The 26022-nt window shown below is 69.2% G+C and carries 22 protein-coding genes; 12 read left to right on the top strand and 10 right to left on the bottom strand.

Annotated features, from left to right (window positions below; translation table 11 throughout):
- Positions 1 to 569: 569 nt before the first annotated feature.
- Positions 570 to 1394, top strand: coding sequence for an HAD family hydrolase (locus tag ACFYO0_RS33560; protein ID WP_386347316.1), 825 nt, complete (start codon positions 570 to 572; stop codon positions 1392 to 1394).
- 425 nt (positions 1395 to 1819) lie between these two features.
- On the opposite strand, the gene ACFYO0_RS33555 is transcribed toward ACFYO0_RS33560, so the two are convergent.
- The gene (locus ACFYO0_RS33555; protein WP_388683690.1) at positions 1820 to 2644 is read right to left on the bottom strand and encodes an oxidoreductase; all 825 of its coding nucleotides are present in this window, start codon (positions 2642 to 2644) and stop codon (positions 1820 to 1822) included.
- A 101-nt stretch (positions 2645 to 2745) separates the two neighbouring features.
- On the opposite strand from ACFYO0_RS33555, the gene ACFYO0_RS33550 reads away from it, so the two are divergent.
- Positions 2746 to 3726 carry an ATP-binding protein gene (locus ACFYO0_RS33550; RefSeq protein ID WP_388683687.1) on the top strand — a complete coding sequence of 327 codons (981 nt, stop codon included), beginning with the start codon at positions 2746 to 2748 and terminating at the stop codon, positions 3724 to 3726.
- Positions 3727 to 3750: 24 nt separating this feature from the next.
- On the opposite strand, the gene ACFYO0_RS33545 is transcribed toward ACFYO0_RS33550, so the two are convergent.
- Positions 3751 to 5037, bottom strand: coding sequence for a hypothetical protein (locus tag ACFYO0_RS33545; RefSeq protein ID WP_388683976.1), 1287 nt, complete (start codon positions 5035 to 5037; stop codon positions 3751 to 3753).
- A 293-nt stretch (positions 5038 to 5330) separates the two neighbouring features.
- On the opposite strand from ACFYO0_RS33545, the gene ACFYO0_RS33540 reads away from it, so the two are divergent.
- The 6 genes from ACFYO0_RS33540 to ACFYO0_RS33515 all read left to right on the top strand — a co-directional run bounded on the left by ACFYO0_RS33540 (position 5331) and on the right by ACFYO0_RS33515 (position 13597).
- The gene (locus tag ACFYO0_RS33540) at positions 5331 to 7748 is read left to right on the top strand and encodes a bifunctional SulP family inorganic anion transporter/carbonic anhydrase (protein WP_388683685.1); all 2418 of its coding nucleotides are present in this window, start codon (positions 5331 to 5333) and stop codon (positions 7746 to 7748) included.
- A gap of 176 nt (positions 7749 to 7924) precedes the next feature.
- Entirely contained in the window at positions 7925 to 9922 is a 1998-nt protein-coding gene (gene acs / locus ACFYO0_RS33535) for an acetate--CoA ligase (RefSeq protein WP_388683973.1), read from the top strand.
- A gap of 204 nt (positions 9923 to 10126) precedes the next feature.
- Positions 10127 to 11530 carry a Na+/H+ antiporter NhaA gene (gene nhaA, locus ACFYO0_RS33530; protein ID WP_388683682.1) on the top strand — a complete coding sequence of 468 codons (1404 nt, stop codon included), beginning with the start codon at positions 10127 to 10129 and terminating at the stop codon, positions 11528 to 11530.
- Between the two features lie 96 nt (positions 11531 to 11626).
- Positions 11627 to 12115 (top strand): phage holin family protein, encoded by a 489-nt coding sequence (locus ACFYO0_RS33525; protein ID WP_388683680.1) that lies wholly within the window; start codon positions 11627 to 11629, stop codon positions 12113 to 12115.
- Positions 12112 to 13077: an alpha/beta fold hydrolase gene (locus tag ACFYO0_RS33520; protein WP_388683676.1), complete on the top strand. Its 966-nt coding sequence runs from the start codon at positions 12112 to 12114 to the stop codon at positions 13075 to 13077. The genes ACFYO0_RS33525 and ACFYO0_RS33520 overlap by 4 nt, the downstream gene beginning before the upstream one ends.
- Positions 13078 to 13417: 340 nt before the next feature.
- A complete protein-coding gene (locus ACFYO0_RS33515) occupies positions 13418 to 13597 on the top strand; it encodes a hypothetical protein (protein ID WP_386347300.1) in 180 nt (59 codons plus the stop codon).
- Between the two features lie 21 nt (positions 13598 to 13618).
- Here ACFYO0_RS33515 and ACFYO0_RS33510 read toward each other — a convergent pair whose 3' ends face one another.
- From ACFYO0_RS33510 to nth, 3 genes are read right to left on the bottom strand one after another with little or no spacing between them, the layout of a single operon-like run.
- Positions 13619 to 14818 carry a MarP family serine protease gene (locus ACFYO0_RS33510; protein WP_388683673.1) on the bottom strand — a complete coding sequence of 400 codons (1200 nt, stop codon included), beginning with the start codon at positions 14816 to 14818 and terminating at the stop codon, positions 13619 to 13621.
- Positions 14819 to 14831: 13 nt separating this feature from the next.
- Positions 14832 to 15527 (bottom strand): NUDIX hydrolase, encoded by a 696-nt coding sequence (locus ACFYO0_RS33505; RefSeq protein ID WP_388683670.1) that lies wholly within the window; start codon positions 15525 to 15527, stop codon positions 14832 to 14834.
- A gap of 58 nt (positions 15528 to 15585) precedes the next feature.
- Positions 15586 to 16698: an endonuclease III gene (nth, locus tag ACFYO0_RS33500; protein ID WP_388683668.1), complete on the bottom strand. Its 1113-nt coding sequence runs from the start codon at positions 16696 to 16698 to the stop codon at positions 15586 to 15588.
- A gap of 251 nt (positions 16699 to 16949) precedes the next feature.
- On the opposite strand from nth, the gene ACFYO0_RS33495 reads away from it, so the two are divergent.
- Entirely contained in the window at positions 16950 to 17624 is a 675-nt protein-coding gene (locus tag ACFYO0_RS33495; protein WP_006382668.1) for a Crp/Fnr family transcriptional regulator, read from the top strand.
- Positions 17625 to 17857: 233 nt separating this feature from the next.
- Here the strand turns inward: ACFYO0_RS33495 and ACFYO0_RS33490 are convergent, their stop codons facing one another.
- From ACFYO0_RS33490 to ACFYO0_RS33475, 4 genes are all read right to left on the bottom strand, one after another.
- Positions 17858 to 18688, bottom strand: a complete 831-nt coding sequence (locus ACFYO0_RS33490; protein ID WP_388683667.1) for an MBL fold metallo-hydrolase — start codon at positions 18686 to 18688, stop codon at positions 17858 to 17860.
- Positions 18685 to 19554, bottom strand: coding sequence for an NUDIX hydrolase (locus ACFYO0_RS33485; protein WP_388683665.1), 870 nt, complete (start codon positions 19552 to 19554; stop codon positions 18685 to 18687). The genes ACFYO0_RS33490 and ACFYO0_RS33485 overlap by 4 nt, the downstream gene beginning before the upstream one ends.
- Before the next feature lie 160 nt (positions 19555 to 19714).
- Complete coding sequence (locus tag ACFYO0_RS33480; protein WP_388683662.1) at positions 19715 to 20182, bottom strand: RidA family protein; 468 nt, start codon at positions 20180 to 20182, stop codon at positions 19715 to 19717.
- Positions 20179 to 20337: a hypothetical protein gene (locus tag ACFYO0_RS33475; protein ID WP_344391265.1), complete on the bottom strand. Its 159-nt coding sequence runs from the start codon at positions 20335 to 20337 to the stop codon at positions 20179 to 20181. The genes ACFYO0_RS33480 and ACFYO0_RS33475 overlap by 4 nt, the downstream gene beginning before the upstream one ends.
- A gap of 164 nt (positions 20338 to 20501) precedes the next feature.
- Here ACFYO0_RS33475 and ACFYO0_RS33470 point away from each other — a divergent pair, with 164 nt between their 5' ends.
- Together ACFYO0_RS33470 and ACFYO0_RS33465 are read left to right on the top strand one after the other, a co-directional pair.
- Positions 20502 to 21479 carry an ArsA-related P-loop ATPase gene (locus tag ACFYO0_RS33470; protein WP_388683661.1) on the top strand — a complete coding sequence of 326 codons (978 nt, stop codon included), beginning with the start codon at positions 20502 to 20504 and terminating at the stop codon, positions 21477 to 21479.
- The gene (locus ACFYO0_RS33465) at positions 21476 to 22780 is read left to right on the top strand and encodes an ArsA family ATPase (protein WP_388683659.1); all 1305 of its coding nucleotides are present in this window, start codon (positions 21476 to 21478) and stop codon (positions 22778 to 22780) included. The genes ACFYO0_RS33470 and ACFYO0_RS33465 overlap by 4 nt, the downstream gene beginning before the upstream one ends.
- A gap of 156 nt (positions 22781 to 22936) precedes the next feature.
- On the opposite strand, the gene wblA is transcribed toward ACFYO0_RS33465, so the two are convergent.
- Positions 22937 to 23275 (bottom strand): transcriptional regulator WblA, encoded by a 339-nt coding sequence (gene wblA / locus ACFYO0_RS33460; protein ID WP_033321758.1) that lies wholly within the window; start codon positions 23273 to 23275, stop codon positions 22937 to 22939.
- Positions 23276 to 23683: 408 nt separating this feature from the next.
- On the opposite strand from wblA, the gene ACFYO0_RS33455 reads away from it, so the two are divergent.
- Entirely contained in the window at positions 23684 to 25954 is a 2271-nt protein-coding gene (locus tag ACFYO0_RS33455) for a transglycosylase domain-containing protein (protein WP_388683657.1), read from the top strand.
- The last annotated feature ends 68 nt before the right edge of the window (positions 25955 to 26022 follow it).

Below are 26022 nucleotides of genomic sequence, written 5' to 3'. Positions count from 1 at the left end.
CTCCATCCCCCTTCGCTGCTTCCTCGCGAAGCCCCCGCGGCCCCGCGAATCCCGCCCGCGCACAAGAACCGGCAACCGGTCCTCCATATGAACCGCCGATACGAACCGGCCAAAGCCGCCGGACAAACCGAACCGGCCATGAACTCGCACCCGGCGGCGCGCGCTGGAATCACGGTGCAGCGATCCCGGAAATCGTGTGGATCTTGCTCGATAACTGTGGACGACCCGATGGTTGTGAATATCGCGTTCACCCAAACCGGTGACCGTGCAGGACTTCCACAGAGCAGCACAACGACTACGCACGGTGACGGATCATGCGTACACGCGAAGAAGCACCGAAGCCCGCACAACGGACCCGGTGCTCAGCGAAGGAAGGGAGAAAACCCACCCGGACATGCGACGACCCCCGCCGGGGGGGAGAGCGGGGGTCGTCCCCACGGCCGACTCGGGGGGGGGAGGAGCCGGACCGGGTTAGCACGGTCGCGAACGATCCGTGACTTCCATGGTGTACCCGAGAGCCTTCTCAGGCAAACCCATGCACCTCACCTTACGCCGAATGGCGGGCGCCTATGCTCAGGCTCGTGGAAAACCACTCCTTGCCCCGCACAGCGGCCTTCTTTGATCTGGACAAGACGGTCATTGCGAAGTCGAGCACGCTCACGTTCAGCAAGTCGTTCTACCAAGGTGGACTGATCAACCGCCGGGCTGTGCTGCGTACCGCATATGCCCAGTTTGTCTTCCTCGCGGGCGGCGCCGACCACGATCAGATGGAGCGGATGCGCGAGTATCTGTCCGCGCTGTGCCGCGGCTGGAACGTCCAGCACGTCAAGGAGATCGTCGCCGAGACGCTGCACGACCTGATCGACCCGATCATCTACGACGAGGCGGCGTCGCTCATCGAGGAGCACCACCTGGCCGGCCGCGATGTCGTGATCGTCTCCACCTCCGGGACGGAGGTCGTCGAGCCGATCGGTGAACTGCTCGGCGCGGACCGGGTGGTGGCGACCCGCATGGTCGTGGGCGACGACGGCTGTTTCACGGGCGATGTGGAGTACTACGCGTACGGCCCGACGAAAGCCGAGGCGATCAAGGAGCTGGCCGCGTCCGAGGGGTATGACCTCTCGCGCTGCTATGCCTACAGCGACTCGGCGACCGACATCCCGATGCTCGAAGCCGTCGGCCACCCCCATGCCGTCAATCCCGACCGTGCGCTGCGCCGCGAGGCCACCACGCGCGCGTGGCCCATACTCGACTTCCACCATCCGGTGCGGCTCAAGCAGCGGCTGTCCGTGCCGCCCCGCCCGGCCCTGGTCGCCGCGGCGGCGATAGGTGCGGCGGCGGCCACCGCGGGCCTGGTCTGGTACGCGAGCCGGCGCCGTTCAGTGGTGGGCTGAGCCTGCCGAATGGCCCCATGACGATATGGGTGACCGATTACTCCTCTTTGCAGCCGAAAGTAAAGAAGCGCTGCCAGGGGTTCCGCTTCCTGCGGTCCTGGAGTACAAAGAAGTTAACGGCCCGCGAGACCAAGGATCATCCGAAAGGATCACCTTTAAACGCAACCAAGGCCCCACGGACCGAGCATGAACACTGGGCACCCACGCGACGTCGACCCGTCGATTACGGGCCAGCCGCACCAGGTGACGGGCAAAGTTCCCGACCTGATGGGCAATATTTCGAGGACGCTTGGTAACCCGGTGAACATGCCAGCGGCGGTACGAACCCTCGTACCGCCGCAACCCTGTTCAGGGAGTTTTTCGCCCTCCCAAGAGGCCCATTTTCGAGCCCGGAGCGCAAAAGCTCCGCGCCGTGAGGCCGGACGTCACGCCGCTCCGCGCTGCAGCGCCTCGCACACCGCCGTCGACTCCCGCGCGCCCAGCTCAACCGCCTTGCCACAGTGGGCGATCCAGGTCTCCATGCCTTCCGGGGTGCCGGAGACGTATCCCTCGAAGGCTGCCAGATAGGCCGCGCGGCCCTGTTCCGCCTGGCCGACCTCGGCCGGGCAGACGGACTTCGGGTCGAGGCCGCTGCCGACCAGGACGATGCGTTCGGCCGCGCGCGCGACCAGGCCGTTGTGTGAGACGAAGGGGCGCAGAGCGAGCAGTTCGCCGTGCACCACGGCGGCAGTCACCAGGGCGGGGGCGGAGCTGCCCGCGATGATCAACTGCGCGAGACCGTCGAGACGGCCCTCGACCTCGGCCGCGTCGGGCAGCGGCAGTTCGACCAGCGGCTCGTCGACGGGTTCGCCGTCCTGCCGCGGCCGGCCGACCTGGTCTCCCTTGTCCGCGGCCGCCACCAGGTGCAGCCGCGCCAGCACCCGAAGGGGCGACTGGCGCCAGATGGACAGGAGTTGACCAGCCTCGGCGGTCAGCCGGAGGGCCGCGCCCACCACTCTGGCCTCGTCGTCACCGCTGAAGTCGGTGCGCCGGCGCACCTCCTCGAGGGCCCAGTCGGCGCCGGACAGCGCGGCGGAGCCTCGCGCACCGCGCAGCGCGGCCTCGGAGGTGATCTCGTTACTGCGGCGCCGCATGATGCGATGCCCGTACACCCGGTCCACAGCCTTGCGCACTGACTCCACGGATTCCGCGACGCCGGGCAGTGAGCCCAGGGTCGCAAGCGGGTCGGCGTTCGCATCTGTCGTACTCATGAGTGCGACCCTACGCACCACTGTGACCGTCCCCACGAAGGAGTGGTCTTCTTCACGTTTGGCGACGACCGAGCGTGGTTCGACCACTAGGCTTACTGAACATGAAAATTGCTTTCGTTGGGAAGGGCGGCAGTGGCAAGACCACCCTGTCCTCGCTCTTCATCCGTCACCTCGCGACCACGGGATCGCCGGTCGTCGCGATCGACGCCGACATCAACCAGCACCTCGGGCCCGCGCTCGGACTCGACGAGGCGGACGCCGCCGCACTGCCGGCGATGGGCGACCGGCTTCCGCTGATCAAGGACTACTTGCGCGGTTCCAACCCGCGTATCGCCTCCGCCGAGACGATGATCAAGACGACTCCGCCCGGCGAGGGCTCCCGGCTGCTGCGGGTGGTCGAGAACAACCCGGTGTACGACGCCTGTGCGCGAGCCGTGGAACTCGACGACGGCGCCGTCCGTTTGATGGTCACCGGCCCGTTCACCGAGGCCGACCTGGGGGTGGCCTGCTACCACTCCAAGACCGGTGCAGTGGAGCTCTGCCTGAATCATCTCGTCGACGGCCAGAGCGAGTACATCGTCGTCGACATGACGGCGGGCTCGGACTCCTTCGCGTCCGGCATGTTCACCCGCTTCGACATCACGTTCCTCGTCGCCGAGCCGACCCGGAAGGGGGTCTCCGTCTACCGCCAGTACAAGGAGTACGCGCGCGACTTCGGCGTCACCCTGAAGGTCGTCGGCAACAAGGTGCAGGGCCAGGACGACATCGACTTCCTCCGCGCCGAAGTCGGTGACGACCTCCTGGTGACGGTCGGGCAGTCGGACTGGGTGCGCGCCATGGAGAAGGGCCGCCCGCCCCGCTTCGAGCACTTGGAGGACGCCAACCGCCGCGCCCTGCAGGCACTTCAGTCCGCGGCGGACGCCACACACGAGTTGCGCGACTGGGAGCGCTACACGCGCCAGATGGTGCACTTCCACCTGAAGAACGCACAGTCCTGGGGCAACGAGCGGACGGGTGCCGACCTGGCAGCCCAGGTCGACCCCGCCTTCGTACTGCGTGAGGCCGAGACCGCCACGGCGTGACGGCTCACGTCGGCCGACCGGGCGCTACGGCTTGGCTGCCGTGGCGCCCGGGACGCCCTTCGAGACGGGGGCGGGCTGTGCTGATCGAGCGGTGAGGAAGGACGTCCAGCCCTGCTCCGGGGCCTGCCCGACATTGAGCGTACGGAGCTTGGCCAGGGTCCCCGGGTCCTGGGCGTCGAGCCAGTCGGCGAGTTGCCGGAAGGAGACGCAGCGCACCTCACTCCGGGTGCAGACGCGCTCGATGGTCTCCTCGACGGCGCGCATATAGGTGCCGCCGTTCCAGGACTCGAAGTGGTTGCCGATGATCAGGGGCGCGCGGTTGCCGTGGTAGGCGCGGTCGAAGCCCCTGAGCAGGCCGTCACGCATCTGGTCGCCCCAGTACGCGTGCTTGGCCCGGTCGCCCTGGGACGTGGTGCCCGACTGGTTGACCATGAAGTTGTAGTCCATGGCGAGCGTCTCGAAGGCGCGTCCCGGTACCGGCACGAGCTGCATCGACAGGTCCCACAGGCCCTGCTTCTTCTTGGGCCAGACCTGGTCGTTGACGCCGCTGGTGTCGTAGCGGAACCCCATCTCGCGGGCCGCGTGCAGGAAGTTCGGCCGGCCCTCCAGGCATGGCGTGCGGGCGCCGATCAGTTCCCTTTCGTAGTCGAAGGGCAGCGGGGAGGCCTGCCGTGCGCCCGTGTTGGTCTTCCACGACTTCACGAACGACTTGGCCTGGGCGATCTCGCTCTTCCAGTCCTCGACCGACCACTCACCGACGCCGCCGCTGCCGCAGAAGTGGCCGTTGAAGTGGGTACCGATCTCGTTGCCCTCGAGCCAGGCGCCACGCAGCTGCACCACCGTGTCCCGGACGCCCCGCTCGTCATTGAAACCGATGTCGGAGCGGCCGGCTGAGCGCCCCGGCGGGCGATAGAGGTCGCGCTTCTCGTCCGGCAGCATGTACACACCGCTCAGGAAGTACGTCATCGTGGCCTTGTTGTCCCGGGCCACCTCTCGGAAGTGGGAGAACAGCTTCTGGCTGTCCTCGCCCGCGCCGTCCCACGAGAACACCACGAACTGCGGCGGTCTCTGACCGGGCCTCAACCGCTCGGGACGCGGCAGATGCGGCTGCGCGCCGGTGAAGGCGGTGGAGCCGTCGCCGATCAGACGGAAGGGGCTCTTGGGCGCTTGGGCGCCCCCCGCGGCGCCTTTGGACGCTCGGGCGCCCGCCGTCTTCTTCGCGCCGGCGTCGCCGGTCGCACAACCCGCGAGCGCTGCCGCGCAGACCGCGGTGACCGTGACGCCCATGGCGATTCTCTGGGTGGCACCCATCATCCGCCCACCTACTTCCTTCAGATCCGGGAAAACCCGGGCGAACACCGACAGCGCCGCCAAGGTCGCACGGAGATCGGAAGGAATTAGTGCGACAAGCCGATGAATGTACTCATTAACTCGCCAGAGTGAATCAATAGCCCATTTGCTCTAGTTTCCACCACGAGGCCTTTACTCTCCATTACCATTCATTTACCGAGAGTTGAAAAATCCCGCCGCTGTAACGCCGTGACCCACGGCCGCACCCAGAAGCCCTTCTGCGACCGCGTAGCCCCGGAGGAGACGGGAACCCCATGTCTACTTGCACCACCACTCGAAGCGACGACTCTTCGCATCTGCCCGACGAGGGGCGGCCGCACAGCCCGCCCTCACCTCGCCGCCGCGGTCCCCGGATCGCGGCCGCCGACCTGTCCGCCTCGATCGCCGTTTTCCTGATCGCCCTGCCGCTGTCCCTCGGCATCGCCCTGGCGACCGGGGCTCCCTTGCAGGCGGGCCTCGTCGCCGCCGCGGCCGGCGGGCTCCTGGTGGGCCGCCTCGGCGGCGCTCCGCTCCAGGTGAGCGGGCCGGCTGCCGGGCTCACGGTGGTCACCGCCGATCTCATCCAGCAGTACGGCTGGCGTACGACGTGCGCCATCACCGTACTCGCCGGGCTCACCCAACTCGGCCTGGGCTTTCTGCGGGTGGCGCGCTCGGCGCTCGCCGTGAGCCCCGCGATCGTGCACGGCATGCTCGCCGGCATCGGCGTCACCATCGCCGTCGCCCAGTTGCACATCGTGCTCGGCGGCTCACCGCACAGCTCCGTCGTCGACAACGTCCGCGAGTTGCCCGCCCAGTTGGCCGAGCCGCATCTGGCGTCACTGTCGACGAGCGCCCTGACGCTGGCCGTACTGCTGCTGTGGCCGCGCGTTCCCGGGCGGGCGGGCCGAGTTGTCCGTACGGTACCGGCGGCGCTCGCCGCGGTCGCGCTGGCCACGGCCGCAGCAGCGGTCGCCGGGCTGCGGCTGCCCCGGGTCGACCTGCCCTCCTGGAGCAGCCACACCCTCGCCGGGCTGCCGGAAGGGCCCGTACTGGGCATCGCCGCTGCCGTGCTGACCGTCGCGCTGGTCGGCAGCGTGGAGTCGCTGCTCTCCGCGGTGGCCGTGGACAAGCTGGCCGCCGCCCGCAAGGAGGGGCCGCGCATCCCGCGCGCGGACCTCGACCGGGAGCTGCGCGGCCAGGGCTCGGCGAACATCGTCTCCGGGGCGCTGGGCGGGCTGCCCGTCACGGGCGTCGCGGTGCGCAGCGCGGCCAACGTCCAGACGGGCGCCGTGAGCCGCAACTCCACGATGCTGCACGGCCTGTGGATCGTGGTCGCCGCCCTGCTGCTGGTGCCCGTACTGGACCTGATCCCGCTGGCCGCACTCGCCGCGCTGGTGGCGGCCGTCGGCGTACAGATGGTGTCGCTCACCCACATTCGCACCGTCACCCGCCACCGCGAGATCCCGGTGTACGCGGCCACGACGGTGGGCGTGGTGCTCTTCGGCGTCCTCGAAGGCGTGGGGATCGGCGTCGCAGTGGCGGTGGCCGTCGCGCTGCACCGGCTGACCCGTACGCGCATCACCCACGAGGAGGACCAGGACGGCGTCCACCATGTGCGCGTACGCGGGCAGTTGACGTTTCTCGCCGTGCCGCGGCTCAGCCGGGCGCTGCATCTGGTGCCTCAAGGGGCCGATGCGGTCGTGGAGTTGGACGGCTCGTTCATGGACCACGCGGCGTACGAGTCGCTGCATGACTGGCAGAGTTCGCACACCGCACAGGGTGGATCGGTGGAGCTGACCGGGCGGGGAGGCACGCGGATCACCGAGCCCGCGGGCGCCGCCCAGTGTCACTGCCGGCCCTGGACGCCCTGGCGCAACCACCAGTGCGAGCAGCCGTCACGGACCGCGCCGCCGGACGGGGGCGTCGGCGAACTGGCCAGCGGCATCAGCGCGTTCCAGCGCAACACCGCTCCCCTGGTGCGCGGCGAGCTGGCCCGGCTCGCGCGGGAGGGGCAGCGGCCCTCGCAGCTCTTCCTGACCTGCGCCGACTCCCGGCTGGTCACCTCGATGATCACCTCCAGCGGCCCCGGCGACCTCTTCGTCGTACGCAATGTCGGCAATCTCGTGCCGCCGCCCGGCGAGGAGAGCGGTGACGACTCGGTGGCGGCCGCGATCGAGTACGCGGTGGAGGTGCTGAAGGTGAGATCCATCACCGTGTGCGGGCACTCCGGCTGCGGGGCGATGCAGGCACTGCTGCACACCGAACCCACCGGTGCGCGGACGCCGTTGAAGCGGTGGCTGCGGCATGGGCTGCCGAGCCTGGAGGGGATGGCCGCGAAGGACCGGCCGCGGGTGCGGATCGCCGGACGGCCGTCCGCCGACGCCGTCGAGCAGCTCTGCCTGACGAACGTGGTGCAGCAGTTGGAGCATCTGCGAGCTCACGAGTCCGTGGCACGAGCTCTGCGGGAGGGCGCGCTCGAACTGCACGGGATGTACTTCCACGTGGGCGAGGCCCAGGCGTATCTGCTCACGGACGCGCCCGACAACCAGCAGGCAGCCGACAGCCGACCGACGCCCGGCGACCGGTCCCAAACCGAGCCTGAATCCGAGTCCGGCGGCAAGGTCTTCGACCGGGTCGAGGCGAGAGCGCTGTACGAAGTCGGGACCTCAACCCACCCCGCAAACAGCCCTTGACCGCCCGCAAACACCCCGCCCCGGCCAGGCTCCCCCACCTGGGAGCCTGAACCGCAAGCCTCCCGCGTCCGTGAGAACGTGTGGCCCCCCATGTACGGGGGGCCACCACCGCCCTCCAACAGGTCTAAACCAATTTTGGCGACGGCCCTTGTCACCAGGGGTCCGCGTCTGATGAGCTGACCTGGGACACAACGGACACCCTGGGAAAGGGAGATGTCGTGAGCAACGAAAGCCTGGCCAACCTGCTTCGTGAGGAGCGCAGGTTCGCGCCGCCCGCCGACCTGGCCGCGAACGCCAACGTCACTGCGGAGGCGTACGAGCAGGCCAAGGCTGACCGGCTCGGTTTCTGGGCCGAGCAGGCGCGCCGGCTGACCTGGGCCACCGAGCCGACCGAGACGCTGGACTGGTCGAACCCGCCCTTTGCCAAATGGTTCGCGGACGGAAAGCTGAACGTCGCGTACAACTGCGTCGACCGTCATGTGGAGGCCGGCCACGGCGACCGGGTCGCGATCCACTTCGAGGGCGAGCCCGGCGACAGCAAGGCCATCACCTACGCCGAGCTGAAGGACGAGGTCTCCAGGGCCGCCAACGCCCTTACGGAGATCGGAGTCGAGAAGGGCGACCGGGTCGCCATCTACCTGCCGATGATTCCCGAAGCCGTCGTCGCGATGCTGGCCTGCGCCCGCATCGGCGCCGCGCACTCGGTCGTCTTCGGCGGCTTCTCGGCCGACGCCATCGCCACCCGTATCGAGGACGCCAGCGCGAAGCTGGTCATCACCGCGGACGGTGGCTACCGCCGCGGCAAGCCCTCCGCGCTCAAGCCAGCCGTCGACGAGGCGGTCGCCCGGGTCGACGGCGTCGACAAGGTGCTGGTCGTGCGCCGTACGGGCCAGGAGGTCGACTGGACCGAGGGCCGCGACATCTGGTGGCACGAGATCACGCAGAAGCAGTCGGCGGAGCACACGCCCGAGGCGTTCGACGCCGAGCAGCCGCTGTTCATCCTCTACACCTCGGGGACGACGGGTAAGCCCAAGGGCATCCTGCACACCTCCGGCGGCTACCTCACGCAGGCCGCGTACACCCACCACGCCGTCTTCGACCTCAAGCCGGAGAGCGACGTCTACTGGTGCACGGCCGACATCGGCTGGGTGACGGGCCACTCCTACATCACGTACGGACCGCTGGCGAACGGCGCGACGCAGGTGATGTACGAGGGCACGCCGGACACCCCGCACCAGGGGCGGTTCTGGGAGATCGTGCAGAAGTACGGCGTGACGATCCTGTACACCGCGCCCACCGTGATCCGCATGTTCATGAAGTGGGGCGACGACATCCCCGCGAAGTTCGACCTGTCCAGCCTTCGCGTGCTGGGGTCGGTGGGCGAGCCGATCAACCCCGAGGCGTGGATCTGGTACCGCAAGCACATCGGCGCCGACAAGTGCCCGGTCGTGGACACCTGGTGGCAGACCGAGACCGGCTCGATGATGATCTCGCCGCTGCCGGGCGTGACGGAGGCCAAGCCCGGCTCCGCGCAGCGCCCGCTGCCCGGCATCTCCGCGACGGTCGTCGACGACGAGGCGAACGAAGTGCCGGACGGAGGCGGCGGCTACCTCGTCCTCACCGAGCCGTGGCCGTCCATGCTGCGCACCATCTGGGGCGATGACCAGCGGTTCCTCGACACTTACTGGTCGCGGTTCGAGGGCAGGTACTTCGCCGGTGACGGCGCCAAGAAGGACGAGGACGGCGACATCTGGCTGCTCGGCCGGGTCGACGATGTGATGCTCGTCTCCGGGCACAACATCTCCACCACCGAGGTCGAGTCGGCGCTCGTCTCGCACCCCTCCGTCGCCGAGGCGGCGGTCGTGGGCGCGGCGGACGAGACCACCGGCCAGGCGATCGTGGCCTTCGTGATCCTGCGCGGCTCGGCCGCGGAGACCGCGGACCTGGTGGGCGACCTGCGCAGCCATGTCAGCAAGGCCCTCGGCCCGATCGCCAAGCCCAAACGGATCCTGCCGGTGGCCGAGCTGCCCAAGACCCGCTCGGGCAAGATCATGCGCCGTCTGCTGCGCGACGTCGCGGAGAACCGCGAGCTCGGTGATGTCACCACGCTCACGGACTCCACGGTGATGGACCTGATCCAGACGAAGCTCCCGTCGGCGGCCAGCGAGGACTGACGGTCGTACGGACGAAGGCAGTCACAGTCGTGCGTACGGCCTGAGAGTCGGAGGTACGACGAGGAGGGCACCCGGCGCGCTGCCGGGTGCCCTCCTTACGTAAGCTAAGGAAAGCGTCAACAACGCGACAAGAAGCCTGAGGTGCGCCGGGAAGCCTGGTCGGCATGTGCTCTGCCCTGCTTACCGACCGGAGGTCCGACCCACGTGCCCGCTCCCACCACCGCCACCAAAGACCGCAAGGCCCTCGGACGGCTCTCGCTCCCCGAGCGGAACTTCGTCGCGGACGCACTGCGCACGGAAACCCTCGGCGGAGTACTCCTGCTCCTCGCCGCGATCGCCGCGCTGGTCTGGGCGAACTCCGGCCTGCAGGAGAGTTACGAGTCCGTCCGCGACTTCCACCTCGGGCCCGCCTCGCTCGGACTCGACCTCTCCATCGGACACTGGGCCGCCGACGGACTACTCGCGGTCTTCTTCTTCGTCGCGGGTATCGAGCTCAAGCGCGAGCTGGTCGCCGGTGATCTCAAGGACCCCAGGGCCGCCGTACTCCCGGTCGTCGCCGCGCTCTGCGGCATGGCCGTGCCCGCGCTCGTCTACACGCTGGTCAGCGTCACCGGCGGGGGCTCGCTCGCCGGCTGGGCCGTGCCGACCGCGACCGACATCGCCTTCGCGCTCGCCGTCCTCGCCGTCATCGGTACGTCCCTGCCCAGCGCCCTGCGCGCCTTTCTGCTCACCCTCGCGGTCGTCGATGACCTCTTCGCGATCCTGATCATCGCGGTGTTCTTCACCGACGACCTGGACTTCGCGGCCCTCGGCGGCGCCGTCGTCGGCCTCGCCGTCTTCTGGCTGCTGCTCAGGAAGGGCGTACGCGGCTGGTATGTGTACGTCCCGCTCGCCCTGGTCATCTGGGGGCTGATGTACAACAGCGGCATCCACGCCACCATCGCCGGTGTCGCGATGGGCCTGATGCTGCGCTGCACGCCCCATGAGGACGAGGCTCACTCCCCCGGCGAGCACATCGAGCATCTCGTACGCCCCTTGTCGGCGGGTCTCGCCGTGCCGCTGTTCGCGCTGTTCAGCGCGGGGGTCGCGGTGTCGGGCGACGCGATCGGAGAGGTGTTCACGCGGCCGGAGACGCTGGGTGTCGTGCTCGGGCTGGTCGTCGGCAAGGCCCTCGGCATCTTCGGCGGTACATGGCTGGCGGCCCGCTTCACCCGGGCGGAGCTGTCCGAGGACCTGGCCTGGCCGGACGTCTTCGCGGTGGCCTCCCTCGCGGGCATCGGCTTCACTGTCTCGCTGCTCATCGGGGAGCTCGCCTTCGAGGGCGACGAGGTGCTCACCGATCAGGTCAAGGCCGCCGTCCTGACAGGCTCCCTGATCGCGGCCATTCTCGCGAGCGTCCTGCTGAAGGTACGGAACGCCAAGTACCGCAAGCTGTGCGAGGCCGAGGAACTGGACGAGGATCTCGACGGCATCCCCGACATCTACGAGCAGGACAACCCGGAGTACCACCTGCGGATGGCCGACATCTACGAGCGGAAGGCCGCCGAACATCGCAGGCTTGCCGAAGTCACGGCCGGGGCAAGCGAGGAGAACGACGGTCCGGCATGATCTGACACACACGCAAAACGCCTCAAGTGCCGAAGAGCGCAAGAGCTCAGGGCCGAGACGCCCAAGAGAACGTCCCAAGAGAACAGGGAGAACGCGATGAGCGCACCCGACGGCAGCCCGGTCGGCGCCGAACGCAGCATCGGCCAGCTGTTCGCCTCGGCGACGACCGAGATGTCCGCGCTGGTGCACGACGAGATCGCGCTGGCTAAGGCCCAGCTCAAGCGCGACGTCAAACGCGGTGCGGTGGGCGGTGGCGCGTTCGCGGCGGCCGGAGCGGTGCTGATCTTCTCCCTGCCGATGCTGAGCTTCGCGCTGGCGTACGGGATCCGCACCTGGAGCGACTGGAACCTCGCGGTCTGCTTCCTGCTGTCGTTCGCCGCGAACGTGCTGGTCGCCGGCGTGCTCGCACTGATCGGCGTCGTCTTCGCGAAGAAGGCGAAGAAGGGCCAGGGCACGCAGAAGACGGCGGCCTCGGTCAGGGAGAGCGCGTCCGTCCTGCAGAACGCGAAGCCGCACCCCCGTCAGGTGACCGAGGCCGACCGGGTCGGTGAGGGCGTCAAGGCTGTGGCACGCTCGTCCTCATGACGGGCTCCTCCATTCCTGCGGGGCAACCACCCTCGGCGCTGTCCACCTCGGTCGTACGGGTCGACGTGCCCGGCGGGAAAGAGGTGCGTCACCGGGACGTCGCCGCAAACGGCGCACGTTTCCACATCGCCGAGCTGGGCGACGGGCCACTGGTCCTGATGCTGCACGGCTTCCCGCAGTTCTGGTGGACCTGGCGGCATCAGCTGGTCGCGCTCGCCGACGCGGGCTTCCGCGCGGTCGCGATGGACCTGCGGGGCGTCGGCGGCAGCGACCGTACGCCCCGCGGCTACGACCCGGCGAACCTCGCGCTGGACATCACAGGGGTCGTACGGTCCCTCGGCGAGCCCGACGCGGCCCTGGTCGGGCATGACCTCGGCGGCTACCTGGCGTGGACGGCGGCCGTGATGCGCCCCAAGCTGGTGCGCCGGCTCGCGGTCGCCTCGATGCCGCATCCCCGGCGCTGGCGCTCGGCGATGCTCTCGGACATGAAGCAGACCAAGGCCGGCTCGTACATCTGGGGCTTTCAGCGGCCCTGGATCCCCGAGCGCCAACTCGTCGCCGACGAGGCCGCCTTGGTGGGCCGTCTCGTACGGGACTGGTCCGGTCCGCGGCTGCCGGACGACGAGGCCGTGGAGATGTACCAGCAGGCGATGCGCATCCCGTCGACGGCGCACTGCTCGGTCGAGCCGTACCGCTGGATGGTGCGTTCGCTGGCGCGTCCGGACGGCATCCAGTTCAACCGCCGGATGAAGCGGCCGGTGCGGGTGCCGACGCTGCATCTGCACGGCTCGCTCGATCCGGTGATGCGCACGCGCAGCGCGGCGGGCTCCGGAGTGTACGTCGAAGCCCCGTACCGCTGGCGGCTGTTCGACGGGCTGGGGCACTTTCCGCACGAGGAGGATCCGGTGGCGTTCTCCACGGAACTCATCAACTGGCTCAAGGACCCCGAGCCGGATCGCTGAGCGCTCGGCTGGACATGGGTTTGAAGTGAAGCGCTCCGCTGGAAGAACGGTTGGAAGCTGCGGGTCCGTCGTGGCTGGTCGCTCCCCCACTCTCGGCTTCGCTCGAGCGGGGTGACCCCCATCGCGGCGGAGCCGCATATGTCACTGCCCGCGCCTCTTCGGGGCCTGCGGCCCCCTCGGGGCGCGGCACCGCGCCGAACCCCGGCAAGTCCGCTTCGAGCCGGACTACTGAGGCCCTCATGGGAACGCTTGTCCTACGAACGGCCAATGCCTGGCGCATAGGCCAATTGGGGGCCATGGGGGCGGTTATCGACCTTGGGGCAGGGGCAGACGTCGGGGTATGGGCTGGACGCACGACTACAGTGACGCAGCACGCAACCGCCGCTCGGCCGGTGGGCTGAGCTCCCACCAGAGGGGCGCCCCGCAGATGCAGGGCACGGACCCCCGGTTGGGCATTCCGCACATACTGAGGCGCAGGGCCCGCTGGGTTTCGGCGCGCCTGCGCCATCCGCGCGGCTGACCCCGCTCGCGACACACCCGGTCACAGTGCGCAGCTGTCGCTGTCCACCTGCTGGACCGCGGTACGGCCCTTGGCGATGTCCTCCTGGACCTCGCCCGCGGTGAGCGCGTACCCCGTGTCCGGGTCGTCGAGGGACTTCGCGAAGACCACTCCGTACACCTTGCCGTCCGGGGTGAGCAACGGGCCGCCCGAGTTGCCCTGGCGCACGGTCGCGTAGAGCGAGTAGACGTCGCGGCGCACGGTGCCCCGGTGGTAGATGTCGGGGCCGTTGGCCGTGATGCGGCCGCGTACGCGCGCGGAGCCGACTGTGTACGCGCCGTTCTCCGGGAAGCCCGCGACGATCGCGCTGTCGCCGCCCGCGGCGTTCCGGGACGTGAACTGGAGGGCGGGCGCGCGCAGATCGGGCACGTCGAGAACGGCGATGTCGCGCTTCCAGTCGTAGAGCACCACCTTCCCGGCGTACCGCTTGCCCTCGCCGCCTATCTGGACGTACGGCTCGTCGACGCCGCCCACCACGTGCGCGTTCGTCATCACCCGGCGCTCGTCGAAGACGAAGCCGGTGCCTTCGAGGACCTTGCCGCAGCTCTGGGCGGTGCCGGTGACCTTGACGATGGAACGCTGGGCGCGGGCGGCGACCGCGCTGTTGGCGAGGGCCGGGTCTGGCTCCTGCACTTCGTTGATGGGCTCGTTCGCGAACGGGCTGAAGACCTGCGGGAAGCCGTTCTGCGCGAGGACCGAGGAGAAGTCGGCGAACCAGGTGCCGGCCTGTGCGGGAAGGGCCCGCGACACGCCGAGCAGCACCTTGGAGTTACGGACTTCCTTGCCGAGCGTCGGCAGTGTCGTACCGGCGAGGGCCGAGCCGATCAGCCAGGCGACCAGCAGCATCGCCACGACGTTGACGAGGGCGCCGCCAGTGGCGTCCAGGGCGCGGGCCGGGGACCAAGTGATGTACCGGCGCAGCTTGTTGCCCAGGTGAGTGGTGAGGGCCTGGCCGACGGAGGCGCAGACGATCACGACGACCACCGCGACAACGGCGGCCGTGGTGCCCACCTCCGCGTCATCGGTCAGGGCGTCCCAGATGACGGGCAGCAGATAGACGGCGACGAGACCGCCGCCCAGGAAGCCGATCACCGACAGGATGCCGACGACGAACCCCTGGCGATAGCCCACGATCGCGAACCACACGGCGGCGACCAACAGCAGGATGTCCAGCACGTTCACGGAGGCCACCCTGTCATGCGCGCCAGTCGAGCGGGACCTGCTTATCGCGGTCCCAAGGTCGTTCCCAGCCCGAGTAGTGCAGGAGGCGGTCGATGATGCCGGCCGTGAAGCCCCAGACGAGGGCGGATTCGACCAGGAATGCCGGACCTCGGTGGCCGCTGGGGTGGACGGTCGTGGCGCGGTTGGCGGGATCCGTGAGATCCGCCACGGGTACCGTGAAGACCCGGGCCGTCTCGTTCGGATCTACGACACCCACCGGGGTCGGCTCGCGCCACCAGCCCAGCACCGGGGTGACCACGAAGCCGCTCACCGGGATGTAGAGCGCGGGCAGTACGCCGAAGAGCTGGACGCCGCGCGGGGCGAGCCCGGTCTCCTCCTCGGCCTCGCGGAGAGCGGCCCGGAGCGGTCCATCGGCCTTCGGGTCGCCGTCCTCGGGGTCGAGGGCGCCACCGGGGAACGACGGCTGCCCCGCATGCGATCTGAGCGAATGGGCCCGCTCCATGAGCAGCAGCTCGGGGCCGCGCTCCCCTTCGCCGAACAGGATCAGTACGGCGGACTGGCGGCCCGCGCCGTTCGCCGGCGGCAGGAAGCGGCTCAGCTGGAGCGGCTCCACCGTCTCGACGGCGTGCACCACCGGGTCCAGCCAGCCGGGCAGGCCGTCCTTGCTCAGGCTCAATCGGCCGTTGTGCATATCGCTCGCGTGCGTCATCGACACCCCCGTTCTGCTGATCTCAACGCCAGTGGCCCGCCTGATCGTTCCGTCATCCCTAATCCGCTGTGGACGCGCTCGGGACGGACGCTCCCAGCGGCGGCGCGGGGAGGCCGCCCGCGTCCAAGTACGCCTGCGGTGGCTTGAGGCGCTGGCCCGGGAAGCCGCCCTTCTCGTACTTCAGGAGCTTCTTTGCCTTCTCCGGATCCGTCTCGCCCTCTCCGTACGCCGGGCAGAGCGGGGCGATGGGGCAGGCGCCGCAGGCGGGTTTGCGGGCGTGGCAGATACGGCGGCCGTGCCAGATCACGTGGTGGGAGAGGTCCGTCCAGTCGCTCTTGGGGAAGAGCACGCCGATGGCCGCCTCGATCTTGTCCGGATCCTTCTCGTCGGTCCACTGCCAGCGGCGGACGAGCCGCTGGAAGTGGGTGTCCACGGTGATTCCCGGCCGCCCGAAGGCGTTGCCGAGCACCACGAACGCGGTCTTGCGGCCCACTCCGGGGAGCTTGACGAGGTCCTCCAGGCGCCCGGGGACCTCGCCCCCGAAGTCGTCGCGCAGGGCTTTGGAGAGTCCTATCACCGACTTGGTCTTGGCCCGGAAGAACCCGCACGGCCGCAGGATCTCCTCGACCTCCTCGGGGTTCGCGGCGGCCAGGTCCTCCGGGGTGGGGTACTTGGCGAAGAGCGTCGGCGTCGTCTGGTTCACCCGCAGGTCGGTCGTCTGGGCCGAGAGCACGGTGGCGAGCACGAGCTGGAAGGGGTTCTCGAAGTCCAGCTCCGGGTGGGCGTACGGGTAGATCTCGGCGAGCTCGCGGTTGATACGGCGGGCGCGACGGACCAGGGCGGTACGGGATTCGTTACGGCTAGGGGTGACCGCGGGTGCTTCGGTCGGAGCGGGCTTCTTTGTGGTCCTCTTCACAGGGGCGGCCTTCTTTGCTGCGGCCGCTTTCTTGGTGGCGGCAGCCTTCTTGGCAGGGGCCTTGGTCGCCGCATGGGCGGCTTTCTTGGCGGGCGCGGCCTTCTTCGCCGAAGCTGAAGCCCTCTTCGTCGTAGCCGTCGCCTTCTTCGCGACCCCCGACGTCCGCTCGACCGGTGCCGGATGTGCCGCCTTTGCCGTTTTTTTCGTCCCGTCGGGGCTCTGTTCGCCCACAGCGGAATCGCGACGTACTGCCACCCGTCCAGCCCCCTTGGCCTGTGCTCTCACCGGCGATTTGGACACCCGGCCAGCCTAAAGCCCCGCACCGACATCCGCCCCGGCCCTCCGGGATCGGCAACCAATTGGGCCCCTGCCACACTGCCCGGGACGTACGTGCGGCAGACTTGTGACTGATCACACTGTTTGGACCGTCCGGCAATATGGGGAACACCGTCCCCTGGTACACGGGGGAGCAAGATCCCCTGAGCAGGTCGACAAGGAGAGAACTCGTGGACGACGTTCTGCGGCGCGCCCCGCTCTTCGCGGCGCTCGATGACGAGCAGGCCGCGGAGCTCCGCGCCTCCATGAGTGAGGTGACCCTCGCACGCGGCGACGCGCTCTTCCATGAGGGTGACCCGGGTGACCGCCTGTACGTGGTCACCGAGGGCAAGGTCAAGCTCCACCGCACGTCCCCCGACGGCCGCGAGAACATGCTCGCCGTTCTCGGCCCCGGCGAGCTCATCGGCGAGCTGTCGTTGTTCGACCCCGGTCCGCGTACGGCGACGGCCACGGCGCTGACCGAGGTCAAGCTGCTGGGCCTGGGCCACGGCGACCTCCAGCCGTGGCTGAACGCGCGGCCCGAGGTGGCCGCCGCCCTGCTGCGCGCCGTCGCGCGGCGCCTGCGCAAGACGAACGACCAGATGTCCGACCTGGTCTTCTCGGACGTTCCCGGCCGTGTCGCGCGCGCCCTGCTCGACCTCTCGCGCCGTTTCGGCGTGCAGTCCGAAGAGGGCATCCATGTGGTGCACGACCTCACCCAGGAGGAGCTCGCCCAGCTGGTCGGCGCCTCTCGTGAGACGGTCAACAAGGCGCTCGCCGACTTCGCCGGTCGTGGGTGGCTCCGTCTGGAGGCGCGTGCGGTGATCCTGCTCGATGTGGAGCGGCTGGCCAAGCGGTCGCGCTGACGCTGGGTCTTGGCCGTATGTCGATGGGGTCCCGCCTTTGGGAGGGCGGGACCCTTTTGTTGCCGCCCGCCGGGAGGGCGTGCCGGGACGGTTCTCGACCCCGCCGCCCTTACCCGTCCCACCCCTGGGGCTGCCCCCCAGGCCCCGCCAGGGGTGGGGGGTGACAGTCGTGTCGCGGCTGCGGGCCCGTTGTGGCTGGTCGCGCGGTTCCCCGCGCCCCTCCAGGGCGCGGACTAGATGAGGCCGTGCTCCCGCAGATAGTCCAGCTGTGCCCGTACCGACAGCTCTGCAGCCGGCCACAGGGAGCGGTCCACGTCGGCATAGACGTGGGCCACGACCTCGCTCGGGGTGCGGTAGCCGTCCTCGACCGCTGTCTCGATCTGGGCGAGGCGGTGGGCACGGTGGGCGAGGTAGTACTCGACGGCGCCCTGGGCGTCGTCGAGGACGGGGCCGTGCCCCGGCAGCACCGTGTGTACGCCGTCGTCGACCGTCAGGGACCTCAGTCGCCGCAGGGTGTCCAGATAGTCGCCGAGGCGGCCGTCGGGGTGGGCGACGACCGTGGTGCCCCGGCCCAGGATCGTGTCGCCGGTCAGGACGGCCCGGTCGGCGGGCAGATGGAAGCACAGCGAGTCGGCGGTGTGGCCGGGGGTCGGTACGACGCGCAGCTCCAGGCCACCCGTCCTGACCACGTCTCCGGCAGCCAGGCCCTCGTCGCCGAGCCGCAGCGCGGGGTCGAGAGCCCGCACCTTCGTGCCGGTCAGCTCCGCGAACCGCGTGGCTCCCTCGGCATGGTCGGGGTGCCCGTGCGTCAGCAGGGTCAGCGCGACCCGCTTTCCCGCCTTCTCGGCGGTGTCCACGACATTGCGCAGGTGTACGTCGTCCAGGGGCCCCGGGTCGATCACCACCGCGAGCTCGGAGTCCGGCTCGGAGAGGATCCACGTGTTCGTCCCGTCGAGCGTCATCGGGGACGCGTTCGGGGCGAGGACGTTGATCGCACGCTCGGTGGCGGGGCCGTCGAGAACCCCGCCCCGTGGCTGGCCGGGAAGGGCTGCTGCGTCCGTCATGCGGAGGCTCCACCGGTCGGGATGTGCTTGGTGAACTCGTCGTGTCCCGGCCAGGAGAGCACCAGCTCGCCGTCCTCCAGGCGGGCCCTGGCCAGGACGGGGGCCAGATCGCGCCCGGGTGCGGCGGCGAGGGCCTCGGCGGCAGTGTCGTACGAGCGGAGCTGGCGCAGCGTCGCGATGGTGGGCGGCATCATCAGGAGGTCGCCCTTGTCGTACGCGTCCGCCGCCTCCCCGGGGCGGATCCAGACGGTTCTGTCGGCCTCCGTGGAGGCGTTGCGGGTGCGCTGGCCATCCGGGAGGGCGGCCACGAAGAACCACGTGTCATAGCGGCGCGGTTCGAACTCCGGGGTGATCCAGCGCGTCCACGCCCCCAGGAGGTCGGATCGCAGCACGAGCCCCCTGCGGTCCAGGAACTCGGCGAAGGAGACGTCCCGGGCGACCAGGGCCTCACGGTCCGCCTCCCAGTCGTCGCCCGTGGTGTCACCGACCACGGAGTCCGGCGTGGGGCCGGCGAGCAGCACGCCCGCCTCCTCGTACGTCTCGCGCACCGCCGCGCAGACGATCGCCTGGGCGGAGGTCTCGTCGACGCCGAGCCGGGACGCCCACCACGCGCGCGTGGGACCCGTCCAGCGGATCTGCCGGTCGTCGTCCCTGGGGTCCACACCGCCCCCGGGATACGCGTACGCGCCTCCGGCGAAGGCCATGGAGGCGCGTCTGCGCAGCATGTGCACGGCGGGGGCGCCGTCGGTGTCCTTGAGCAGCATGACGGTGGCCGCCCGCTTGGGGACGACCGGTGTGAGCCTGCCCTCCGTGAGCGCACGGATACGGTCCGGCCACTCCCGTGGATACCACTGCCCATTCGCCATGCGCGGAGGCTATCCCGTAGAGAGCTGATGTTCGAGAGGCAACAATCGGCTGCTCCGGGGGCCGCCCGGAGGAACCAATGCCCTTGGGGAGCCCGATCGTCGACCGACCGGCGCCCCCGGAGGCCCGCTTACGCCTCCGTCAGGCCCCCGAAGGACCGGACTACGCCTCCGTCAGCTCGACCTGGATCTCGACCTCGACCGGCGAGTCCAGCGGCAGCACCGCCACCCCGACCGCGCTCCGCGCGTGTACGCCCTTGTCGCCCAGGACCGCGCCCAGCAGCTCGCTCGCGCCGTTCAGGACGGCGGGCTGGCCCGTGAAGTCGGTGGCCGAGGCCACGAAGCCGACGACCTTCACCACGCGCGCGACACGGTCGAGGTCACCCGCGATCGACTTGACCGCGGCCAAGGCGTTCAGCGCACAGGTGGCGGCCAGCTCCTTGGCCACCTCCGGAGTGACCTCCGCACCCACCTTGCCGGTGGCCGCGAGCTTGCCGTCCACCATGGGGAGTTGGCCGGAGGTGTAGACGTACACCCCGGTCTGCACGGCAGGCTGGTACGCGGCCAGCGGCGGCACCACCTCGGGCAGGGTCAGCCCGAGTTCGGCCAGCTTGGACTCGACGGCGCTCATGCCTGCTTCTCGCGCTTCAGGTAGGCCACCAGCTGCTCGGGGTTCGGCCCGGGCACCACCTGGACGAGTTCCCAGCCGTCCTCGCCCCAGGTGTCCAGAATCTGCTTCGTGGCGTGGACGAGCAGCGGCACAGTCACGTATTCCCACTTGGTCATGTGGCCGACTGTATCCGCTGCCACGCGCGGCCTTCCGCGCGCCTTGCCCCCCTGTCTCCCGCGCACCGTGCACCCGGCCTCCCCGCACGTTCTCCACAGCCTCCGCCACCCGTTGTCCACAGCCACCTGCGTAGCCCGGCCGCCGACTGGTTAGGCTCGAAGATGTGAGCAGGCTCCAGGTCGTCAGCGGCAAGGGCGGTACCGGCAAGACGACGGTCGCCGCAGCCCTCGCGCTCGCCCTCGCGACGGAGGGCAAGCGCACCCTCCTGGTCGAGGTCGAGGGCAGGCAGGGAATCGCGCAACTCTTCGAGACGGAGGCGCTGCCCTATGAGGAACGGAAGATCGCCGTCGCACCCGGGGGCGGGGAGGTGTTCGCCCTCGCCATAGACCCCGAGCTGGCGCTTCTCGACTACCTCCAGATGTTCTACAAACTGGGGGGCGCCGGACGGGCCCTCAAGAAGCTCGGCGCCATCGACTTCGCGACGACGATCGCGCCCGGCCTCAGGGACGTGCTCCTCACCGGGAAGGCCTGTGAAGCAGTCCGCAGGAAGGACAAGACCGGAAGGTTCGTGTACGACTACGTCGTCATGGACGCCCCGCCGACGGGCCGCATCACCCGCTTTCTGAACGTGAACGACGAGGTGGCGGGCCTCGCCAAGATGGGCCCGATACACAATCAGGCCCAGGCCGTCATGCGGGTCCTCAAGTCCCGTGAGACGGCCGTGCACCTGGTGGCCCTCCTGGAGGAGATGCCCGTCCAGGAGACCGTCGACGGCATCTCCGAACTGCGCGCCGCGAAGCTCCCGGTGGGCCGGATCATCGTGAACATGGTGCGGCCCACGATCCTCGACGAGGCCGACCTGGAGCTCACGCGCGAGGCACCGCGTACGGCCATCGCCAGGTCGCTCTCCGCGGCCGGACTCGGCGGCGCACGCCGCGGCGGGGTTGCCGAGCGGCTCGTGGAACCGCTGCTCACCCAGGCGGACGAGTACGCCGAGCGGTACGCACTGGAGCATGAGCAGCGGGCCGTACTCCAAGGGCTGGGCCTCCCACTGCACGAACTCCCGCTGCTCGCCGAGGGACTGGACCTCGCGGGCCTGTACGAACTCGCCACCGAACTGCGCCGACAGGGGATCTCATGAGCTTGGACCCGGTCCGCGTCCTGGACGTCGACCCGCTGCTCGACGACCCGAACACCCGCATCGTGGTCTGCTGCGGGGCGGGTGGCGTCGGCAAGACGACCACCGCGGCGGCCCTCGGGCTGCGTGCCGCCGAGCGCGGCCGGAAGGTGGTCGTCCTCACCATCGACCCGGCGCGCAGGCTCGCCCAGTCGATGGGCATCGACGCGCTCGACAACACCCCGCGCCGGGTGAAGGGCATCGACGACTCCGCGGACGGCGAGCTGCACGCGATGATGCTCGACATGAAGCGCACCTTCGACGAGATCGTCGAGGCGCATGCGGACCCCGAGCGGGCTGCCGCGATCCTGGGCAACCCCTTCTACCAGTCGCTCTCGGCGGGCTTCGCGGGCACGCAGGAGTACATGGCGATGGAGAAGCTGGGCCAGCTGCGGGCCCGCGACGAATGGGACCTGATCGTCGTCGACACGCCTCCCTCCCGCTCGGCGCTCGACTTCCTGGACGCCCCGAAACGGCTCGGGTCCTTCCTGGACGGCAGGCTGATCCGGCTGCTGACCGCGCCGGCGAAGCTGGGCGGCCGGGCCGGGATGAAGTTCCTGAACGTCGGGATGTCGATGATGACCGGCACCCTGGGCAAGCTGCTCGGCGGCCAGCTCCTCAAGGACGTCCAGACGTTCGTGGCCGCGATGGACACCACCTTCGGTGGTTTCCGTACGCGCGCGGACGCCACGTACAAGCTCCTCCAGGCGCCCGGCACGGCCTTCCTGGTGGTGGCGGCCCCGGAGCGCGACGCGCTGCGCGAGGCCGCGTACTTCGTGGAACGGCTGGCCGCCGAGAACATGCCGCTCTCGGGTCTGGTGCTGAACCGGGTACACAGCAGCGGCGCCACCCAGCTGTCCGCCGAGCGGGCGCTCGCCGCCGCGGAAAATCTTGCGGAAGCCCGCATTGTCGATCAGGAGGGTGGGAAAGCTGGAGTTCGTAACTCTCCCGACACGTATGACAGTTCAGAATCTCCCGCTTCCGCCGTTCCCGAGGCTCCCGCACCCGACGCAGGCTCCCCCGCCGCGAACCGGATCGACGCCGAAGGAGCAGGGACGGCCCGAACCGTCGAGCAACTCACCGCGGGCCTGCTGAGGTTGCACGCCGAGCGCATGCGGCTGCTCTTCCGCGAGCAGCGCACGCGTGACCGCTTCACCTCGCTACACCCCGAGGTGGCGGTGGCAGAGGTGGCCGCGCTGCCCGGCGATGTGCACGACCTCGCAGGGCTGCGGGACATCGGGGACCGGCTCGCGGCCGGTGCCTAGCCGGCCGGAGCTGCGTGAGCCTCTTGGGGTCTCGTGGACCCCTTCTGTGTACGGACGCGCAGGCCCTGGTCGCAGACGGCGTCGTGTTACGGCCGTACAGCAGTCGTATACGGCTTTGTACGGTGCGTCTGTGTGGTGTGCGGCCGCGGCGAGCGGTCAGCCCACCGCCGCGTAGTGCTCGTACACCTCTTCCTCGTCGAGGGGCAGAATGCCCGCCCCCCGCTCGTACTCAGTACGCGCTGTCTCGAGCAGCCTGCGCCAGGAGGTGACGGTTGGCCGCCTGCGCAGCAGTGCGCGGCGCTCCCGCTCCGTCATCCCTCCCCACACGCCGAACTCGACGCGGTTGTCCAGCGCATCGGCAAGACATTCCGTGCGCACCGGACATCCGGTGCACACTGCCTTGGCCCTGTTCTGCGCTGCTCCTTGAACGAACAGTTCGTCCGGATCGGTAGTGCGACAGGCCGCCTGCGCACTCCAGTCGGTTACCCAGCCCATACCGGCGCCGTCCTCTCCCGAATCGAGGCTCCCCCACGGCGGCAGCGGCATATTCACCGCCGCCAGTTGAGGACGTTACGGAAGGTGGGCACAGTCAACCAGCCCCTGCGGGCCCAATCTTGAATGGCCCGAATGGACTATGGGTACGCGGCAGATCACCCAACGGAGTGACCTGACGGCATACGTAACCTTCCTGGCAAACCAGGACAGTTGAGCTGCGTCACAACGGACGCCAAGTGACACATGAGGCGGATTCGGGCACGAGCCCAACAAAAAAGTTGGGAATCGACTGGAACGATTCGGGGTCGCCAGCCGTATTGATACGTAGCCCTGCTGCTGTGACAGTTGTGAGCAGCTTAGGCCAAGGCCTATACGCGTGTCCGGCGAATGAGAACGTAGGCTGCCCTCATGGCAAACAAGCGCTCGGGTGGCGGCCTGTCTCCGATTCAACAGGCCGCCAAGTTCCTAGGTGTCAGCGTGCTCGCGGGAGCCGTCGCGGCGGGCATCGCCCTGCCCGCGGCCGGTGTGCTGGGGCTGGCAGCCAAGGGCTCGGTCGAGGGTTTCGACGAGATCCCCGCCAACCTCAAGCGTCCGCCGCTGAGTCAGCGCACAACGATCCTGGACAACCAGGGCGGGCGGATCGCCACGGTCTACTCGCGCGACCGCACCGTGGTCGAGCTCAAGGACATCTCGCCGTACATGCAGCAGGCGATCGTCGCGATCGAGGACTCCCGCTTCTACAAGCACGGCGCGGTGGACCTCAAGGGCATCCTGCGCGCGCTCAACCGGAACGCGCGGAGCGGCGGAGTTACCCAGGGCGCCTCCACGCTGACGCAGCAGTACGTGAAGAACGTCTTCGTGGAGGAGGCCGGCGACGACCCGACGCTTGTCGCCCAGGCCCAGCAGCAGACCATCGGCCGCAAGGTCCAGGAACTGAGGTACTCGATCCAGGTCGAGGAAGAGCTCGGCAAGAAGCAGATCCTCGAGAACTACCTGAACATCACGTTCTTCGGCCAGCAGGCATACGGCGTCGAGGCCGCGGCCCAGCGCTACTTCTCCACGTCCGCCAAGGACCTGAAGCTGGAGCAGGCCGCACTGCTCGCCGGCCTCGTCCAGTCCCCGACCCGCTACGACCCGGTCAACGACGAGCAAGCGGCGATACAGCGGCGCAATGTGGTGCTCCAGCGCATGGCCGACGTGGGCAACATCTCCCAGGCGGAGGCGGACGAGGCCAAGGAGCGGCCGCTCGGGCTGAAGGTCAGCAAGCCCAAGAACGGCTGCATCACGGCGGTCAAGGGCGCCGGCTTCTTCTGTGACTACGTGCGCGAACTGGTGCACAACGACAAGGCCTTCGGCAAGACCAAGAAGGCCCGCGCGAAGGTCTGGAACCAAGGCGGCCTGACGATCCGTACGACGCTCGACCCGCAGGCGCAGGAGTCGGTGCAGGCCTCGATCAAGAGCCACGTCAGGAAGTCGGACAAGGTCGCCACGGCCGCCACGCTGGTCGAGCCGGGCACCGGCAAGATTCTCGGCATGGGCCAGTCGAAGCCGTACGGCTCCGGCAAGAACGAGACCGAGATCAACTACTCGGTCGACCAAGGCACGGGCGGCTCGAACTTCGGCTTCCCGACCGGTTCGACCTTCAAGCCGTTCCTGGCCGCGGCCGCCCTCGAGGAGGGCACCCCGCCGATTCAGTCGTACTCGGCACCGTTCGATATGCCGTATCCGGACCGGGTGGAGACCTGTGACTCCAGCCCGTGGCGGAACACCGACGGCGCCACAGTGGAGAACGAGGACGAGTCCGAGGTCGGCCCGTACCGCCTGAAGGAGGCGATGGAGAAATCCGTCAACACCTACTTCGTGCAGATGCTCGAGGACATCGGCATGTGCCCGGTGTCCAAGCTCCTCGACAAGATGGGTGTGGTGCAGGGCAACGGCAAGAAGCTGCCCACCGTGCCGTCCTCCCTCACCCTGGGCTCCACGGGTATCTCGCCGCTGACGATGGCGAGCGCGTACGCGACCTTCGCCAACCGCGGTACGTACTGCACGCCGATCGCCATCGAGTCGATCAACCGGAAGATAGGCGGCGAGACGAAGTCGCTGGAGGTGCCGAAGTCGACCTGCAGCCGGGCGATGTCCGAGACCACAGCGGACACCATCAACACGCTGCTGGGCGGCGTGGTCGACTCCGGTACGGGACAGCAGGCCGGCCTCACCGACCGTGCCAACGCGGGTAAGACGGGTACGACCGACGAGCGCAGGAACGCCTGGTTCGTCGGCTACACGCCGAACATGTCCGGCGCCGTCTGGGTCGGCAGCGCCACCCAGGCCGTCAAGATGTCGAACATCACGATCGGCGGCGTCTGGCACGAAAAGGTCTACGGCGGCCAGGTGCCCGGCCCGATCTGGAAGGACGCCATGACCGGCGCCCTCGAGGGCAAGGAGTCCCCGGGCTTCAACCTGGTCAACATCCCCGACCCGCCCAAGGAGGACAAGGGCCGCCCGGACGACGATGACAACGACGACCCCGGGAACGGCAACGGCAACGGCAACGGCGGGAACGAGGACGGCGGCATCGGTGACATCCCAGACCCGTCCTTCTCGATCCCGGAGGAGTGGACGATCGGCGGGAACGGGAACGGGAACGGTGGCAACGGGGACGGCGGTCGGTTCCCGTAGGGCACCTGGCGGTTGATGCGATACGACGGTGGGGGCGCCCCTTGTAGAAAGGGGCGCCCCCACCGTCG

This window comes from Streptomyces sp. NPDC006365, assembly GCF_042870755.1.
In the GTDB taxonomy this organism is placed as follows: domain Bacteria; phylum Actinomycetota; class Actinomycetes; order Streptomycetales; family Streptomycetaceae; genus Streptomyces; species Streptomyces xiangluensis.
This window is presented reverse-complemented; position numbering and strand designations above follow the sequence as displayed.

Coding starts and splice junctions, on each gene's coding strand:
- ACFYO0_RS33560 (WP_386347316.1), top strand. CDS start 570: ATGCTCAGGCTCGTGGAAAACCACTCCTTGCCCCGCACAGCGGCCTTC.
- ACFYO0_RS33555 (WP_388683690.1), bottom strand. CDS start 2,644: ATGAGTACGACAGATGCGAACGCCGACCCGCTTGCGACCCTGGGCTCA.
- ACFYO0_RS33550 (WP_388683687.1), top strand. CDS start 2,746: ATGAAAATTGCTTTCGTTGGGAAGGGCGGCAGTGGCAAGACCACCCTG.
- ACFYO0_RS33545 (WP_388683976.1), bottom strand. CDS start 5,037: ATGGGTGCCACCCAGAGAATCGCCATGGGCGTCACGGTCACCGCGGTC.
- ACFYO0_RS33540 (WP_388683685.1), top strand. CDS start 5,331: ATGTCTACTTGCACCACCACTCGAAGCGACGACTCTTCGCATCTGCCC.
- ACFYO0_RS33525 (WP_388683680.1), top strand. CDS start 11,627: ATGAGCGCACCCGACGGCAGCCCGGTCGGCGCCGAACGCAGCATCGGC.
- ACFYO0_RS33520 (WP_388683676.1), top strand. CDS start 12,112: ATGACGGGCTCCTCCATTCCTGCGGGGCAACCACCCTCGGCGCTGTCC.
- ACFYO0_RS33515 (WP_386347300.1), top strand. CDS start 13,418: ATGGGCTGGACGCACGACTACAGTGACGCAGCACGCAACCGCCGCTCG.
- ACFYO0_RS33505 (WP_388683670.1), bottom strand. CDS start 15,527: ATGACGCACGCGAGCGATATGCACAACGGCCGATTGAGCCTGAGCAAG.
- ACFYO0_RS33490 (WP_388683667.1), bottom strand. CDS start 18,688: ATGACGGACGCAGCAGCCCTTCCCGGCCAGCCACGGGGCGGGGTTCTC.
- ACFYO0_RS33485 (WP_388683665.1), bottom strand. CDS start 19,554: ATGGCGAATGGGCAGTGGTATCCACGGGAGTGGCCGGACCGTATCCGT.
- ACFYO0_RS33480 (WP_388683662.1), bottom strand. CDS start 20,182: ATGAGCGCCGTCGAGTCCAAGCTGGCCGAACTCGGGCTGACCCTGCCC.
- ACFYO0_RS33475 (WP_344391265.1), bottom strand. CDS start 20,337: ATGACCAAGTGGGAATACGTGACTGTGCCGCTGCTCGTCCACGCCACG.
- ACFYO0_RS33465 (WP_388683659.1), top strand. CDS start 21,476: ATGAGCTTGGACCCGGTCCGCGTCCTGGACGTCGACCCGCTGCTCGAC.
- wblA (WP_033321758.1), bottom strand. CDS start 23,275: ATGGGCTGGGTAACCGACTGGAGTGCGCAGGCGGCCTGTCGCACTACC.
- ACFYO0_RS33455 (WP_388683657.1), top strand. CDS start 23,684: ATGGCAAACAAGCGCTCGGGTGGCGGCCTGTCTCCGATTCAACAGGCC.